A 14756-nucleotide genomic window follows, 5' to 3' on the forward strand; every position below is an offset into this window, starting at 1 on the left:
GGCGCACCGGACGACCCGCCGCCGGCGCCGCGCGGCATCGACGGCGAGAGCCGGGTTGTGGCCGAGAGATCGGGCGCGGACGCGACGTTCCCCGACCGCCCGCTCCCGGCGGACCTGCCCCCGGACGACCTGGGGGACCTCGTCGGCGGCCCCGCTCCCGGTACGGGAGAACGGGTGGACGGGGGGAGGGATCGGGCAAGCGGGCGCCCGAGCCGGAGATGGGGCCGGCCTCGTAGCGGCACCGCGGCCCACGGGACCGGCCTCGTGGCGGAATCGCGGCCCGCGGGAGCTCATGAGAGCCCATGAGGAAGGGGGCCCGGAATCCGGGCCCCCTTCCTCATGGGCTCCTCCGGCGGGGACCTCCGAGCTCCCTGGAACAGGGGACTCCGGCCCGCCGGGTCGGGATATCAGCGCTTGAAGGCGTCCTTCACGTCCTTGGCGCTGTCCTTCAGCTTCTCCCCAGCCTGCTTGAACTTGCTCTCCCCCTGGTCGGCCCGGCCCTCGGCCTCGAGCCGCTCGTCATCGGTGGCGCGGCCGACGCCCTCCTTGACCTTGCCCCCGAGCTCTTCGGCCTTGTTGGAGATCTTGTCGTCAGCACCCATGGGTGGTTCCTCCCCTTGCGCGAGGTTCTCTCTACACAGGGATACTTAGTGTCCGCAGATCAGAGGGGTAAACATGCACGACAGCGCACCGGCGACCTCGACCGAGGCCATTCGCCCGCCGTACGGACCCGCGGGCGACGGATTCCCACCGGACGCGCGGCGTCACTGGGACGTGCTGCTGATCTGCGGCGCCTCCGGAACCGGCAAGACCCGGGTCAGCTACCCCCTGGCGCGGCTCCACGGCATCCCGATCGTGGAGGTCGACGACCTCGTCGAGGCGCTCCTCGCCATGACCACCCCCGAGCAGCAACCGCTCCTGCACCACTGGCGCACCCACCCCGAGGACGGCCGCATGCCCGCCGACGACATCGCCGACCTGCAGGTCGCCATCGCCGAGGCGCTCGTCCCGGCCGTCGAGGCGGTGGTGGCCAACCACCTGGAGACCGGCACCCCGGTGGTCGTCGAGGGCGACTACCTTCTGCCCGGCCTCGCCGTACAGGAGTCCTTCGCCGGGATCCCGGCGGACGGGCGGGTGGCGGCGGTGGTCCTGCACGAGCCCGACGAGGCGCAGATCGCGGCGAACTACCTGAGCCGCGAGCCCGGCCACGGCGACCAGCGCGCCCGCGCCCGCGCCAGCGCCCGCTACGGCGCCCGCCTCGCCGCCCTGGCCGCCGAGGCGGGCGTCCCCGTGGTCCCCGCCCGCCCCTGGCCCGATGTCCTGCCCCGCGTCATCGCCGCGGTGGAGAGGTCTTCCAGGGCGAACGCGGTCTGACCCGGCGGAAACCTCCGCCGGGCCTACATCCGGGCGCGCAGGCGGCGCAGCATCCGTGCGTCGCCGAAGCCGGCCTCGCGGGCGGCCGTCTCGGTCGTCGCGCCCTGCCCCAGGAGGTGTTCGGCCCGTTCCAGGCGGAGCGCGGTCTGGTAGGCCAACGGGGTGAGGCCGGTCGCGTGCCGGAAGAGCCGGGTGACGGTCCGTTCGCTGCATCCCGCCGCGTCGGCCAGCATCGAGAGCGGGAGCCGCTCGGTGAAACGCGTGTCGATCAGGTTCTGGATGCGGTGCACGGTCTCGTCGTCGTGACCGCGGTGCCGGAGCATCGCGCTGATCTGCGGCGATGCTCCCTGGCGGCGGGCGTAAACCACCATGGCGCGGGCCACCCGGCCGGCGGCGTACGGCCCGTGCCTGGTGCTCAGCAGGTGGAGCGCCACGTCGATGCCGCTGGCCACGCCCGCCGAGGTCACCACCCGCTCGTCCTCGACGTAGAGCACGTCGCGTACGACCCTGGCCCTCGGGTAGAGGCGGGCGAGCTCGTCCTGGGACGCGTGGTGGGTGGTGCAGCGGCGGCCGTCGAGCAGGCCGGCCCGGCCGAGCGCGTCGGCGCCCGCGCAGACGCCCGCCACGGTGCCGCCGGCCGCGTGGTGCTCGCGTAGCCGATGGAGGGTGTCGGCCCGGGCCATGCGTGCCGGGCCGCGCCAGCCCGGCACGATGACGAGGTCGTCCGGTTCCAGGTGGGGCCACGCAAGCTCGGCGTGCAGGGGCAGTCCCTGCACGGTGGCGACGGGTGTCTCCTCGGACACGTACGACAGGTCGTGCTCGTAGCCGAGGTCGGCCGCGGTGGAGAAGACCTGGGCCGGCCCGGCCACGTCGAGCAGGTGCACTCGTGGGATGAGCAGGAAGACGACCCGGGACACAGTCGCCGAGCCTATGCCCCGGCCAGTTCGTCGACGGTGCGGATGGCGGCGAACCGGCCCGCGAGCGCGTACTCGGTGCGCGCGATGACATCGGCGACGCCCAGCGTCCGCGGGTCGTCCACCAGTTGTGCGAACGGCAGATCCTGCGGCGCGTCACGGTGCGGGATGGGGGTGGTCGCGGTGGCGTCGGTGACGAAGGTGACGTCGAAGCCGAGGTCGGAGGCGATCCGGGTGGTGGTCTCGCAGCACTGCTCGGTACGGATGCCGCACACGGTCAGCCGCCGGATGCCGTGACCGGTGAGGATCTGGTGCAGGTTCGTGGTGGTGAAGGCGTTGTGCGCGGTCTTGGTGATGAGCGGCTCGCCCGCGTGAGGTTCGAGCCCCTCCATCAGGCGGACGTGCCCCCGCGCCGGATCGAACACGGTGCCGGCCCCCGGCCGGGAGCCGAGCACCCAGACCACCAGCTGGTCCTCGGCACGGGCCGCGGTGACCAGACGGTTGACCTGGCCGACGATGTCGGGCTGCGATACGAACTCCCAGTCCGGCAGCTGCCGGAAGGACTCCTGGACGTCGATGACGACGAGTGCGCTGTTCACCCCTCAAGGGTGGCGGGGTGAGGGACGGGAGCTGAAGGCGTGAACCGGTCAGCCTGCGGAACGATCCGGTCAGCGCTTCGTCCCCCGGGACGCCTCGGACGGGCTCCGGCGTCCTCGGCGGCCGGTGTTCTCCGGCGTCCCGGTCCCCAGGCGTCCCGGTCCCCAGGCGTCCCGGTCCCCAGGCGTCCCGGTCTCCAGGTGTCCCGGCCTCCCGATGTCCCGGAGTCCGGGGCGGACGGGGAGCGCTCGCCGGCACCGGCTAGTACGGTATGTCCGTGATCAGGGATGTCTCGTTGCCGGACGACTGGGAGCCGAAGGTCCGGGAGGCGCTCGCCGACGTGCTGCCGGAGCGGCGGAACGCTCCGCTGCGGCCGCTGGGGGCCGGGCTGGACAACGTGACGCTGCTGCTGGACGGCGCGATCGTGGTGCGGCTGCCGAAGAACTCCGACGGGGCCGAGAGCGTCGCCAAGGAGGCCCGGCTGCTGCCCGAGCTCGCCCTCCACTGGGACCTCGGCGTGGCGATCCCACGGTTCCTGTTCACCGCGCCCAACCCCATCGGACCGGGCTCGTTCTGTGGCTACCCGCTCGTCCCGGGCGAGGTGCTGGCCCCGGAGCGCTGGCACGCCCGGGGGCTGCCCGGCCTGCCGGAGACGGCCCGGCAGGTGGCCGGGATCCTCGACGCCCTGCACGCCTTCCCCGCGGAGGCGGCCGGGAAGCTGGGGGCGCCGTCCTGGGACCTGCGGGAGGACTTCGCCGGCGATCTGGCCGCCGTCCGGGCGGAGGTGCTGCCGAGGCTGACGCCGGGGGAGGGGCGGACGCTGCTGGCCGTCTGGGAGGGCTACCTCGGCGACGACGCCAACTTCGCCTACCGGCCCACGTTCACGCACGGCGACGTGAGCCTGGACCACCTGCTCGTCACAGGGGACGAGATCACCGGGCTCATCGACTTCGGCGACGCCGAGGTCGGCGATCCCGACTACGACCTGTCCTACCTCTGGGCGGAGGCGGGCCCCGACTTCGTACGGCGGGTGCAGGCGCGCCGCGGCCTGCCGTTCACCGTACGGCTGGCCCGCAAGCTGGACTTCTGGGCCCTGGCGGACCCGGCGCTGGACGTGCTGTTCGGCCTGGAGCAGCGTACGCCCGAGCTGGCGGACGACGCGCTGCGCACGCTCCGCGCCCGGCTCGCCGCCGCGGCGGACCGGTAGATCGACGGACCGGCGGGAACCGCGGCCGGTCCCCGCCTTTCAAGGCCGGTCGAAGACCTTCAGCAGCAGGTCGTGCAGCCGGGCGCGTTCCTGCGGGTTCAGCGGGGCCAGCAGCTCGTCCTGGAGGGACTCGGTGTCCCGCACCATCCCGGCCAGCGCGGCCCGGCCCTCGGGTGTGACGACGACCCGCACCTTCCGGCGGTCGGCGGGGTCCCTGGTCCGCTCGGCCCATCCGGCGGCGGTGAGCTCGTCGAGCGCCTTGACGACGTCGCTGGGGTCGATGCCGAGCCGGGCGCCCAGCTCCCGCTGCGAGTGAGGGCCGAAGTCGGCCAGGGCCGCCAGCATCGACATGTGCCAGAACCTCAGGTCGCGCTCGCCGAGGCGGGCCGCGACCCGTCCCCTGGCGGTCTTGCCGACCCTCGACAGCAGGTAGGCGGTGAGCGCGGTCAGGGTGGGCGGGATGTCCGTCATGGAAATATTGTAGGTTGTCACCAATCATTGGTGTTAACCCATGGATTGGACGCGTGATGGACGTCTTCCACCCCCGGCTGCTCGTCGGCCGCTTCGCCGAGTGCTTCCGGCTCTACGACGCCGTCCTCCCAGCGCTGTGCGGCGCCACGTTGGCGAGGGGGTCGGCGGCCGGGCCGTACGCCGGCTGGGACGTCGAGGGCCAGGGAGTGCTCGCCCTCATCGACCGGGCCATGATGGCCGGGGTCGTGGACGCCGGCGGGTCCTCTCCGGACGACACGTCCCCTGCCGGCGCCGGGCTCCTGCCGGGCGGCCGGGGTTCCGGGGTCCCGCCGTACGGCGGGGGCCGGGTCATGCTCGTCAGCCGGGTGGAGGACGTCGGCGCCGCCGCCGATCTCTACGTGCGGTGCGGCGCGCGGCTCGTCGCCCCTCCGGCGGACCGCCCCGACTGGGGGCCCGGTCTGCGTACGGCCCACGTGTGCGACCCCGAGGGCAACCTCGTCGAGCTCCAGTCCTACTGACCGGCGGCCTTCGGCCTTCGTCGCCGGGCGGACGGAGGGGGGCCGGTGCCGGACCGTGGACGGCGGGTGGTCGCCGGTCGGGAGGGTGGCGGACGGCTTCCGGGAAACCGGTTGCGGGTTTGCACATAGGGTAATTGGATATCTACTTTGCGTTAGCATCGCAGGTGGCATGCCGTTTCATGACCTCAGGCGGTCCGGCAGCCGCGGACGCGATGCGAATCGAAGGGAGATGTCATGCTCGGAAAACGGGTCGCGGCCTCGTTCACCGTGGGCGCCACCGTGGGACTGTCCACGATCCTCGCCCCGCCGGCCGCCGCCCTCGCCTCCTCGGCGACCCCCACTCCCAGCCCGAGTCCCAGCCCCATGACCTCCGCCACCCCCGTCACGACCTCCGGGCCGTCGGTCGCGGCGACCCCCGGACACTCCTCGGCGACACCGCGCCCCGCGTCCACCCCCGACCCCTACGGCGGGCACGGCCACTCCACCGACGGAAGCGGTCACACCATCCTCGCGTGCACCTACCGGGTCACGGGCGTGCGGGCGGGCAGCTACCTCAACGTCCGGTCGCGGGCGTCGCTGAAGGGCAGGCCGATCGGCAGGCTGACGGCGGCCGACGGGGCGTTCGCGGGCTCGTGCTCGGCCGTCGACGGCTGGGTGGAGGTCAAGGCGTCCAACGGCAGGCTGGGCTGGGCCTCGGCGAGATATCTCAGGAAGGTCGACGAGGGGAAGGGTCCCTCCGACGACAAGACCCCGCCCGGCCTCACGTGCGCCTATCACGTCGTCAAGCTCCAGCCGGGCGGTTACCTCAACGTCCGCTCCCAGCCGGCGGCGGACGCCCGCCGGGTCGGCAGGCTGACCCCGGCCGACGGCCGGTTCGCCGGGGGATGCTCACCCGTCAAGGGGTGGGTGGCCGTCCGCGCCTCGAACGGCAAGCTGGGCTGGGCCTCGGCGGGATACCTCCGCAAGGTCACCTGACGGCGATCCCCGGGCGGCCGTTCCGGTTCCGGCGGGGTTCGCCGGAACCGGAACGGCGGGCGGCATCGACGACCGCGAGATCAGGACGGCGCCGACGGCCGCCGCCCGGCCGGGCCGTCAGGACAGGAGGGTCTCGCCGATCCAGCCGTCGGGCCCGCAGCCCGGTGGGACGGCGTACACCGCCGAGCCGATCGGCGTCGTCCACTCGTTCAGCAGGTCCGCCTCGGCCAGCCTCCGCTGGACGGGGAGGAACTGCCGGGCGATGTCGGCCTGGTAGGAGGCGAACAGCAGCCCCGTGTCGGGCCGCCCCTCGTAGGTGACGCCCTCGTCGTAGTTGTAGACCCGGCGGAAGATCCGCATACCCGGGTCGGCGACGTGCGCCCGCCGGATGTGGGCCTGCTCGGCGATGACCGGGAACCCCGCCGCCGTGACCATGCCGAAGTCCGGCGCGTCATGCTCGTTCCGGCCGGTCAGCGGGGCGCCGGTGTCCAGCCGGCGGCCCACCGAGAACTCCTTGGCGGTCCGGTCGGCGGCGTCCCACGTCTCCAGGTCCATCCGGATGCGCCGCAGCACCAGCGTGGTGCCGCCGCGCAGCCACTTCGGGCCGTCGTCCACCCACACGGCCCGGTCGAAGTCGGGCGTACCGGGGCGGGGGTTGACGGTGCCGTCGAGCTGGCCCATGAGGTTGCGCTGGGTCGTGCCCGGCGCCTGGGTCTGCGGGCCGCGCCGGAACCCCCGCTGGATCCAGCGCACCCGGGCGAAGGACCGGGCGTCCTTGACCAGCATGCGCAGGGCGTGGGCGAGGGTGACGGCGTCGTCGGCGCAGATCTGCAGCAGCAGGTCCGTGCCCGTCCACCGCTTGTCCAGCCTGTCGATTCCGAACCTCGGCAGGGGCGCCACCGACTTCGGGCAGCGGTCCGCCACCTCCGCGGCCCGGAACAGGTCGGGCCCGAAGCCGAAGGTGACGGTCAGCCGGGCGGGGAGCGTGGCCAGCTCCGGTTCGGTGTCGGCCAGGGCCGCCCGGCCCTCGGTCAGGCGGCGCGCGTCGTCGGTGAGCAGCTGCATCAGCCGTACGACGGCGTCGCGGTCGGCGTCCGGCAGCAGGTCCAGGCCGACGAAGACGGCGTGGGCCTGCGGAGTCGTGGCGATGCCGGCCTGGTGCGGCCCGTGGAAGGGTTCGGCCGCCCAGCCGGTGGGGGCGCGGACCCGCCGGACGCCGGCGGCCCGGCGTAGGCCGCCTTGGCGCCGGTCTGCGCGGAGGCGCACGCCGCGAGGGCGCCGGCCGCGGTGGCGGCGCCCCCCGCGAGCAGCCCGCGCCGGGTCAGCCGGGGCTGGTCCATCAGCTGTGCCCCTTGCCCGTGCCGGAGTCGTAGTTCTCGTTGCCGCCGGCGAAGTCCTTGCCGATCGCGGTGAACTCCACGGTCCCGCCGTCCTTGAGGGTCAGGGTGAAGGGGATCCGCGCGCCGGGCTTCACCTCCTTGGTGACGCCCATCAGCATGATGTGGTCGCCGCCGGGCTGGAGCGGGTGCGTGCCGTGCGCGGGGATGGTGAACCCACCCTCCTTGGGCCGCATGACCGCCTTGCCGCCGACGTCGGCCACCTCGTGCAGCTCGATCATCGACGACAGCGGGGAGGAGGCGGAGACGACGGTCACGTCGGCGGCGGTGTGGTTGACCAGGGTGCCGAAGGCGGCGGTCATGCCCTTCTTCGCGGTCTTCACCCAGGGGTCGGTGACCGTCAGGGGAGAGGACGCGCCGGGGGTGCCCGAGCCGGACGGCGCGGCGGCCGGGGTGGCGGCCGGTGCGGCCGCCCGGTCCGGGGCCGGCGCGTCCTGCTGCGCGCCGCAGGCCCCCACCGCGGCGGCGGTGAGGAGGGCCAGGAGCCCGGCCGGGACGACACGACGGATGTTCATGGAAATGCCTTTCGAAGAGGGTACGGCGCCGCGGCGGAGCGGTGCTCTGCACGCCGCGGGAGGAGCCGGGAGGCGCCCGGGGCGCCTCGATGCCGGAGAGATGGAATGAAGCGATCATGGCGGGACGCCGGTGCCGTACGCGGACGGGCCGGTGGGCCGGGTCGTGCGCCGGCCGTACGGGGTCACGCGGAGCGGGCCGTGCCGGGGTCGTCGCGAACGTCGGCGGACGGCCGGTGGGCGGTCCGCCGGAGGGCGCCGCCGGAGATGTCAGAGAAGGAACGCCGCGGGCGCCGGAGGGCCGCGCCTGCTGACCGCGTGCCGCAGCGGGGAGCGGCGCGGGACGGCGGGGCCGTCGCGGCGGGGCGTGCCCGAGGGCTTCCCCGGAATCGGGGACGGCTCACCGGCGAGGATCGGCGTGAACCGGGCGCCGAGCCGCCGGAGCACCGCCCAGAGCAGTGCCTCCCCGCGGGCCAGCCACAGCGCGGTCAGCCCGATGGCCCAGCCGTGCGTGATCAGCATCGCCAGGCCCGGGACCAGCCCCGAGTGCCCGGCCATGCCCGCCATCGAGTCCGCGGCGGCGACCGGGGCCGTCGCCGCGAACATCAGGTGGAGCGCGGCCTGCACGCCGGTCAGGAGCGGCAGGATCATCCCCAGGCCGCGCTCGCGGCCGGTCGCCGGAAGGGCGGCCGCGAACGCCAGCGCCAGCCCGGCCGCCGCGCCCCGGGCCGTGACCGTGCCCCCGACGAACGCGTGCGCCCCCACGCCCAGCCCCAGCGCCACGGCGGCGAAGGCCGCGGAGCGGGCGAGACGGAAGAGCGCGGTCGCGGGAACGGGCTCGGTGGCGGGCATGATGCGGCCATCATCACACAGGGAGGCGTCGCCCTCCCGCCGGGGACCCGCCTTTCCCCGTGTCGCGTCCGGCGCCGTCGCGTTTCTCCGCTGACGCTGCGCTGTGAGCGGAAAGCGCCCACAGCGAACGAGCCCGGAACTCCGTTCCGGGCGGCGTTATCGTCGGCAGCGGTTCATCAGACGTACGTCGGTGAACTTCCGATATGCGAGGCAGGTGAAAAGAGTTGACCAACCCACAGCCCGTGTTCGAGGACCCGCTGTACCAGCGGCTGCTGCGCCAGCGGATCGTCGTGCTCGGAACCGAGGTGAACGACGAGGTGGCCAACCGGATCTGCGGCGAGCTGCTGCTACTGGCCGCCAACGACGGCGAGCGTGACATCTGGCTCTACATCAACTCGCCGGGCGGTTCCGTCTCGGCGGGGATGGCGATCTACGACATCATGCAGTACGTCCCCAACGACGTCGCCACCGTCGGCATGGGCCTGGCGGCGTCGATGGGGCAGTTCCTGCTGTGCGCCGGCGCGCCCGGCAAGCGGTACGCGCTGCCGCACGCCCGCGTCATGATGCACCAGCCGTCCGGCGGCGTGGGCGGCACCGCCAGCGACATCGCCATCCAGGCCGAGCAGATGCTCTACACCAAGCAGATGCTGCGCGAGCGGATCGCCTACCACACCGGCCAGCCCCTGGAGCGGATCGAGGCCGACTCCGACCGCGACCGCTGGTTCACCGCCGCCGAGGCGAAGGAGTACGGATTCGTCGACCAGGTGATCCGGAGCACCAACGAGGTGACGGCCGGTAATTGACGGTCCGTTTTTGGAATGATGCCCTCCGCCCGATTCCCGGGTGACGGTGAGAATGACACCGTTTTCCCGGGGTCGCGCGGGGCGGTCAGCGGTGGCAGAGGAGGCCGTGCACGGCGTGCTCCAGGGAGCGGGCGCAGGCGACGGGGGCGGACCACGGGAGGCGGACCAGCGCCGGCCGGTCGGCGCCGTGGCGGACGGTCGCCCCGTACCGGTCGAGCTCCCACAGCCACACCTCGCGCACCGGGGCGCCGAGCAGGGAACACAGGGCGTCCGTGAGTTGTTCACGATGGGCGTCGTTGACATGGGCGAGCATGCGCTCGGCCGGGTCGGACAGCGGGTCGGGCACGGCGCGCAGATAGTCCTCGGCGTCGACCACCCCTGACTCGCCGCCGGCCAGGTACACCACCTGCCCGACGTCCACGCGGAGCAGCCGCGGCGCGCCCGTGCCCTCCGGGCGTCCCCCGCCGGCCGGGGCGGCGAGATCCTCCAGGACGTCGAACAGTGCCTCGTCCGGGCAGTGCCCGGCGATCGCCACCGCGGCCTCGCGCGCCTCGGCGGCGGGTACGGCCTGCGCCCAGCCCTGCATCTTGAGCAGGCCCCGAGCCGTCTCGTGCCCGCCCAGGCGGCGGCTCGCCACCAGGTCCACGGTGACCGCGGGTTCGTCGCGCGCGCCGTGCAGGGGGTCGCCGGGCCGGACCAGCAGCACCGGGCGGCCCGCGCCGTCCACGCCTCCCCGGACGGGGACGGCGGGCCGGGCCGCGCCGGCGAAGGAGACGTGGGTCGGAGCCGCCGCGGCGGCCAGGGTGCGGATCCGCTCCGGGATCGGCGGGGCGGTGACGGGGTGCTGCATGACCCGGCCCTCCTTGAGATCGGCGAACGATGTCAGGTAGCTTAGGCTTACCTAACTAAGGCTTGCCTAACCCATTCTTACCGCAACAAGAGGGAGTTGTCATGCGCTACACCGGACCCAAGGTGCGCCTGTCCCGCCGGGCGGGCGTCCCGCTGACCCGCAAGGCTGTCCGCTACTTCGAGGAGCGCCCCTACCCGCCGGGCGAGCACGGCCGGCAGACCCGGCGGCGCCAGGCGAGCAACTACAGCCTGCAGCTGATGGAGAAGCAGAAGCTGCGCTGGTACTACGACGTCTCCGAGCGGCAGATGCGCCGCTACTGGGACCTGGCGCACCGCGGCACCGGTCGTTCCGGCGCCGAGCTGGTGGCCCTCCTGGAGAGCCGCCTGGCCTCGCTGGTCCTGCGCGCCGGCCTCGCGCCGTCGATCTACGCCGCCCGCCAGTACGTCGCGCACGGGCACATCACCGTGGACGGCCGCAAGGTGGACATCCCCAGCTACCTGGTCAAGCCCGGACAGGTCGTCTCGGTGCGGCCCAGGTCGCGGGCGATGCAGCCGTTCGTCGCCGCGGCCGAGGGGATCCACGCCGACGAGCGAATCGCCCCCTACCTGTCGGTCGACCACGCCGACCTGACGTTCACCCTGCTCGACCGCCCGCGGCGCGAGCAGATCGCCGTCCCGGTGGACGAGCAGCTCGTGGTGGAGTACTACTCCCGCTGACCGGTCATCTCCGGCCCCGCGCGCCCCGCGACGAGCGGCCCCGTGACGAGCGGTCCCGGGGTGATCGGCTCCGCGGGCCCGGCCCCGCGGCGACGGGCCCGGCGGCGGCCGGCTCCGTGCCGGCGACCTCCGCGGCGGCAGGCCCGGCGGCGACGGGCCCCGTGGCGGTCGTCACCGTGGCGACCGGTTCCGCGGCGGCCCGCCCCTCAGGCCGCGCCCTCGCCCCCGTTCCCACCGGGGTCCGCTCGCGCAGCTCCCGCACCTCCGCCCGTAGCGCCGACAGCTCCGCCAGCACGGCCGTCTCGAGGTCGCGGGTCGCCCGGGCCGTCTCCCCGGAGGCCTCCTCCTCCATCGCGTTGACCACCACCGCGATGAAGAGGTTCAGCACCACGAACGTGCAGACCAGCATGAACATCACGAAGAAGAGCCACGCCGACGGGTGCTCGTCCATCACGTCGCGGGTGATGTCGGACCAGCCGTCCCCCGTCATCATCTGGAACAGCGTGAACAGCGAGGTGGGCAGGTCGCCGAAGTAGTCGGGCGCGGTGAGGTGGTAGAGCTTCGTGCCCATCACCGCCGCGACGTAGAGCACCAGGCCGAGCAGCAGCACGATCGACGTCATGCCGGGCACCGCGGTCAGCAGGGCCGTCACCACCCGGCGCAGGCTCGGCACCACCGAGATGAGCCGCAGCGCGCGCAGGATGCGCAGCGCCCGCAGCACCGACAGCCCGTTGGCCACGGGCAGCAGGGACAGCGCCACGATCGCGGTGTCGAACAGGTTCCACGGGTCGCGGAGGAAGCGCAGGCGCTGGGCGTAGACCTTGGCCGCCAGCTCGGCCACGAAGATGTACAGCGCGGCGTGGTCCACGACCGCCAGTGCCGTGCCGTACCGGTCGGTGACGGTGGGCGAGGTCTCCAGTCCCAGGGTGGCCGCGTTGATCACGATGACCGCGATGATGATCCGCTGGAGGTAGGAGGTCTCCAGGAAGGTGCGGACGCGCTCGCGCACCGGCACTGACGGCTCCGTGGGTCGTGAGGGGACGAGGTGCCGGATGATCATATCGCCGGATGATCCACTCTCCGGCGGCGGTCGCCGTACGGCGACCGCCCGGCCCCTCGGGCGGTCAGGGGGCCGTCACCGGGCCGGTCATCGCCGGATGTAGCGCCCGCCGATCCCCGACTCCAGCAGGCCGAACGCCCGCTCGGCCTGCTCGCGCAGGTCCGGGAGGATGTCGTCGGTCCGCTCTCCGGCGATCATGCGCCGTACGGCGTAGCTCACCATGGTGCGCAGCACCGCGTTGATCTGCGCGGCGACCAGGGCGGGGGTCAGGTCGTCGGGGCCGGCGCCGGCCTCCTCGGCGATCGCCTCGGCGAGCCTCCGCTCCCGCGTCTCGCCCATCTCCCGCACCCGGGCGACCAGGCTGGGGGCGGTCTCGACCATCCGGAGGAAGTCGTCGCCGGCCTCGTGGAACCCGTAGCGGTAGTGGCCGGTCTCCAGCGCCTCCAGGAAGTCGCGGCGCACCGCGGCCACCGGGGTCTCCCCGGGTTCGCGCTCCCGCACCACCCGGGCGAGCAGCTCCTCGACCTCGGGCGCCCGGTCGAGGAGCAGGTCCTCCTTGGTGGCGAAGTAGTTGAAGACCGTGTTGACCGAGACGTCGGCGGCCCGGGCGACGTCGGCCACCGTCACGTTGTCGAACCCCCGGGCCATGAACAGCCCCGTCGCGATGTCGGAGATGCGCAGGCGGGTCTCCCGCTTCTTGCGCGCGCGCAGTCCCTCGCTCATGCCGGTCATTTTAGATGTTGCAGAAATTTTTAAGTCACTCTATTTTTGGTGCGACTTCAAGATGGAGGCGATCGAGTGATCAGGACATCGGGCCTGCGCAAGACCTTCCCAGGCGGCGTCGAGGCCGTCCGGGGAGTGGACCTGGCGGTGGAGGCCGGGGAGATCGTGGGCTTCCTCGGCCCCAACGGCGCCGGCAAGACCACCACCATGCGCATGCTGACCACGCTGCTGCGCCCCTCCGGCGGCACCGCCGTCGTCGCCGGGCACGACCTGCTCACCGACCCGCGGTCGGTGCGGCGGCGCATCGGCTACGTGTCCCAGGGCGGCGGGGTCTCCCCGGGCGTCCCGGTGGGGGAGGAGCTCGAACTGCACGCCGCGCTGTACGGCACGCGTCCCGCCGAGGCGCGCGGGCGGATCCGGGAACTGCTCGACCGGTTCGAGCTGACCGGCCTGGAGACCAGGCCCGGGGCGGCGCTCTCCGGAGGTCAGCGCCGCCGGTTCGACCTGGTGTTCGGCCTGGTCCACGCCCCGGCGCTGCTCTTCCTCGACGAACCCACCACCGGCCTGGATCCGCAGAGCCGGGCCCACCTGTGGGACCACGTCCGGCGCCTGCGCGAGGAGGAGGGCCTGACGGTCTTCCTGACCACGCACTACCTGGAGGAGGCCGACACGCTGGCCGACCGGCTCTTCATCATCGACCACGGCGTGATCGTCGCCGAGGGCACCCCGGCCGAGCTCAAGGGCGGCACCGGCACCCTCGACGACGTCTTCCTGTCCATCACCGGCCGCTCGCTGCGGGACGACGCCCCGGGCGCCCCGGGCGGTCCGGGCGGTCCGGGCGGTGCGAGCGGGACGGGCGGCGCACCAGACGATCCGGCGGACCAGGCTGACATGGCTGACATGGCTGAGGCGACGGCGGCCGGCGCCCGCCGCGTGGCGGGCGGGGAGAGGTGAGAGGTCCGATGGACGTCATGCGCGAGACCTGGCTGGTCTTCCGGCACAACGTGCGCATCCTGCTGCGGCAGAAGGTCGGCATCCTGTTCGGGGTCATGCAGCCGCTGCTGTATCTGGTGCTGTTCGGGCCGCTGTTCGCCACGATCGGCACCTGGGAGACCCTGGTACCTGGACTGCTGGTCCAGGTGAGCCTGCTCAGCGCGGGCATGGCCGGATTCGGCATCGTCTTCGACCTGCGCGCCGGCGTGCTGGAGCGGCTCCGCGTCACCCCGGCCCACCGGGTCGCCCTGCTGCTGGGCCGGGTGCTGGGCAGCTCGCTGATCCTGCTCATCCAGTCGGTCATGCTGATCGCGCTGGGCTACGCCTTCGGCCTGCGGGCCCCGCTGCCCGGCGTGCTGGCCGGTCTGGCGATCATGGCGCTGCTCGGGGTCAGCCTGGCCGCGCTGTCCAACGCGATCGCGCTCACTCTCGACCCCGACCTGTTCGCGCCCGTGGTCAGCACCGTGGTCGTCCCGCTGATCCTGCTGTCGGGGGCGTTCCTGCCGATGTCGATGGCGCCGGCCTGGCTGGACGCCGTGTCGCGGGCCACGCCGTTCCGGCACGTCGTCGAGGCCGTCCGCGACCTGTTCGCCGGGCACTACGCCACGGCGGCCGTGGGCGTCGGGGTCGCCGTCGCGCTCGCCCTGTCCGCGGTGTGCGTGGCGGTGGGCACCCGCGTCTTCAACCGCGCGAACGCCTGACCCTCCGCCGTACGGTCCGGGCGCGGTCCACCCATGACCGATCCCGCGAAACCGGTGTGACGGTTCGCCTTCCCCGTCCACGGGGCCGGGACG

General features: G+C 73.4%; 18 protein-coding genes. 8 read left to right on the top strand and 10 right to left on the bottom strand.

Annotated features, from left to right (window positions below; translation table 11 throughout):
- Nucleotides 1-407: 407 nt before the first annotated feature.
- On the bottom strand, nucleotides 408-602 hold the full coding sequence (locus ACQP10_RS14175; RefSeq protein ID WP_179818094.1) for a CsbD family protein: 195 nt from the start codon (nucleotides 600-602) through the stop codon (nucleotides 408-410).
- A 73-nt stretch (nucleotides 603-675) separates the two neighbouring features.
- Here ACQP10_RS14175 and ACQP10_RS14180 point away from each other — a divergent pair, with 73 nt between their 5' ends.
- Nucleotides 676-1374 (top strand): hypothetical protein, encoded by a 699-nt coding sequence (locus ACQP10_RS14180; RefSeq protein ID WP_433541505.1) that lies wholly within the window; start codon nucleotides 676-678, stop codon nucleotides 1372-1374.
- Nucleotides 1375-1397: 23 nt separating this feature from the next.
- Here the strand turns inward: ACQP10_RS14180 and ACQP10_RS14185 are convergent, their stop codons facing one another.
- Complete coding sequence (locus ACQP10_RS14185; protein WP_346020030.1) at nucleotides 1398-2291, bottom strand: GlxA family transcriptional regulator; 894 nt, start codon at nucleotides 2289-2291, stop codon at nucleotides 1398-1400.
- Between the two features lie 11 nt (nucleotides 2292-2302).
- Nucleotides 2303-2887, bottom strand: coding sequence for a cysteine hydrolase family protein (locus tag ACQP10_RS14190; protein WP_389994953.1), 585 nt, complete (start codon nucleotides 2885-2887; stop codon nucleotides 2303-2305).
- 275 nt (nucleotides 2888-3162) lie between these two features.
- Between ACQP10_RS14190 and ACQP10_RS14195 the strand changes: the two genes are divergently transcribed.
- Complete coding sequence (locus ACQP10_RS14195; protein ID WP_433541506.1) at nucleotides 3163-4092, top strand: phosphotransferase family protein; 930 nt, start codon at nucleotides 3163-3165, stop codon at nucleotides 4090-4092.
- A gap of 39 nt (nucleotides 4093-4131) precedes the next feature.
- Here ACQP10_RS14195 and ACQP10_RS14200 read toward each other — a convergent pair whose 3' ends face one another.
- Entirely contained in the window at nucleotides 4132-4563 is a 432-nt protein-coding gene (locus ACQP10_RS14200; protein ID WP_346020028.1) for a MarR family winged helix-turn-helix transcriptional regulator, read from the bottom strand.
- 56 nt (nucleotides 4564-4619) lie between these two features.
- On the opposite strand from ACQP10_RS14200, the gene ACQP10_RS14205 reads away from it, so the two are divergent.
- Both ACQP10_RS14205 and ACQP10_RS14210 read left to right on the top strand, forming a co-directional pair.
- Nucleotides 4620-5081, top strand: coding sequence for a glyoxalase/bleomycin resistance/extradiol dioxygenase family protein (locus tag ACQP10_RS14205; RefSeq protein WP_346020920.1), 462 nt, complete (start codon nucleotides 4620-4622; stop codon nucleotides 5079-5081).
- Between the two features lie 234 nt (nucleotides 5082-5315).
- Nucleotides 5316-6056, top strand: coding sequence for a hypothetical protein (locus tag ACQP10_RS14210; RefSeq protein WP_433541507.1), 741 nt, complete (start codon nucleotides 5316-5318; stop codon nucleotides 6054-6056).
- 117 nt (nucleotides 6057-6173) lie between these two features.
- Here ACQP10_RS14210 and ACQP10_RS14215 read toward each other — a convergent pair whose 3' ends face one another.
- The 3 genes from ACQP10_RS14215 to ACQP10_RS14225 form a co-directional block, all read right to left on the bottom strand.
- Nucleotides 6174-7322: a Dyp-type peroxidase gene (locus ACQP10_RS14215; protein WP_433541508.1), complete on the bottom strand. Its 1149-nt coding sequence runs from the start codon at nucleotides 7320-7322 to the stop codon at nucleotides 6174-6176.
- A 73-nt stretch (nucleotides 7323-7395) separates the two neighbouring features.
- Nucleotides 7396-7968, bottom strand: coding sequence for a copper chaperone PCu(A)C (locus ACQP10_RS14220; protein ID WP_346020024.1), 573 nt, complete (start codon nucleotides 7966-7968; stop codon nucleotides 7396-7398).
- 267 nt (nucleotides 7969-8235) lie between these two features.
- On the bottom strand, nucleotides 8236-8817 hold the full coding sequence (locus ACQP10_RS14225) for an MFS transporter (RefSeq protein WP_433541509.1): 582 nt from the start codon (nucleotides 8815-8817) through the stop codon (nucleotides 8236-8238).
- A 224-nt stretch (nucleotides 8818-9041) separates the two neighbouring features.
- Between ACQP10_RS14225 and ACQP10_RS14230 the strand changes: the two genes are divergently transcribed.
- Complete coding sequence (locus ACQP10_RS14230; RefSeq protein WP_346020022.1) at nucleotides 9042-9620, top strand: ClpP family protease; 579 nt, start codon at nucleotides 9042-9044, stop codon at nucleotides 9618-9620.
- A gap of 85 nt (nucleotides 9621-9705) precedes the next feature.
- Here the strand turns inward: ACQP10_RS14230 and ACQP10_RS14235 are convergent, their stop codons facing one another.
- A complete protein-coding gene (locus tag ACQP10_RS14235; protein ID WP_433541510.1) occupies nucleotides 9706-10470 on the bottom strand; it encodes a DUF2470 domain-containing protein in 765 nt (254 codons plus the stop codon).
- Nucleotides 10471-10571: 101 nt separating this feature from the next.
- On the opposite strand from ACQP10_RS14235, the gene rpsD reads away from it, so the two are divergent.
- Complete coding sequence (gene rpsD, locus ACQP10_RS14240) at nucleotides 10572-11186, top strand: 30S ribosomal protein S4 (RefSeq protein ID WP_179818084.1); 615 nt, start codon at nucleotides 10572-10574, stop codon at nucleotides 11184-11186.
- 4 nt (nucleotides 11187-11190) lie between these two features.
- Here rpsD and ACQP10_RS14245 read toward each other — a convergent pair whose 3' ends face one another.
- Entirely contained in the window at nucleotides 11191-12201 is a 1011-nt protein-coding gene (locus ACQP10_RS14245) for an ion transporter (RefSeq protein ID WP_399500481.1), read from the bottom strand.
- 132 nt (nucleotides 12202-12333) lie between these two features.
- Entirely contained in the window at nucleotides 12334-12969 is a 636-nt protein-coding gene (locus tag ACQP10_RS14250; protein WP_346020019.1) for a TetR/AcrR family transcriptional regulator, read from the bottom strand.
- A gap of 75 nt (nucleotides 12970-13044) precedes the next feature.
- Here ACQP10_RS14250 and ACQP10_RS14255 point away from each other — a divergent pair, with 75 nt between their 5' ends.
- The gene (locus tag ACQP10_RS14255) at nucleotides 13045-13923 is read left to right on the top strand and encodes an ABC transporter ATP-binding protein (RefSeq protein WP_346020018.1); all 879 of its coding nucleotides are present in this window, start codon (nucleotides 13045-13047) and stop codon (nucleotides 13921-13923) included.
- An 8-nt stretch (nucleotides 13924-13931) separates the two neighbouring features.
- Nucleotides 13932-14663 carry an ABC transporter permease gene (locus tag ACQP10_RS14260; protein ID WP_389994985.1) on the top strand — a complete coding sequence of 244 codons (732 nt, stop codon included), beginning with the start codon at nucleotides 13932-13934 and terminating at the stop codon, nucleotides 14661-14663.
- Nucleotides 14664-14756: the final 93 nt, after the last annotated feature.

Origin of the sequence: Streptosporangium sandarakinum (genome assembly GCF_050942225.1) — a bacterium.
Classification (GTDB): Bacteria; Actinomycetota; Actinomycetes; order Streptosporangiales; family Streptosporangiaceae; genus Streptosporangium; species Streptosporangium nondiastaticum.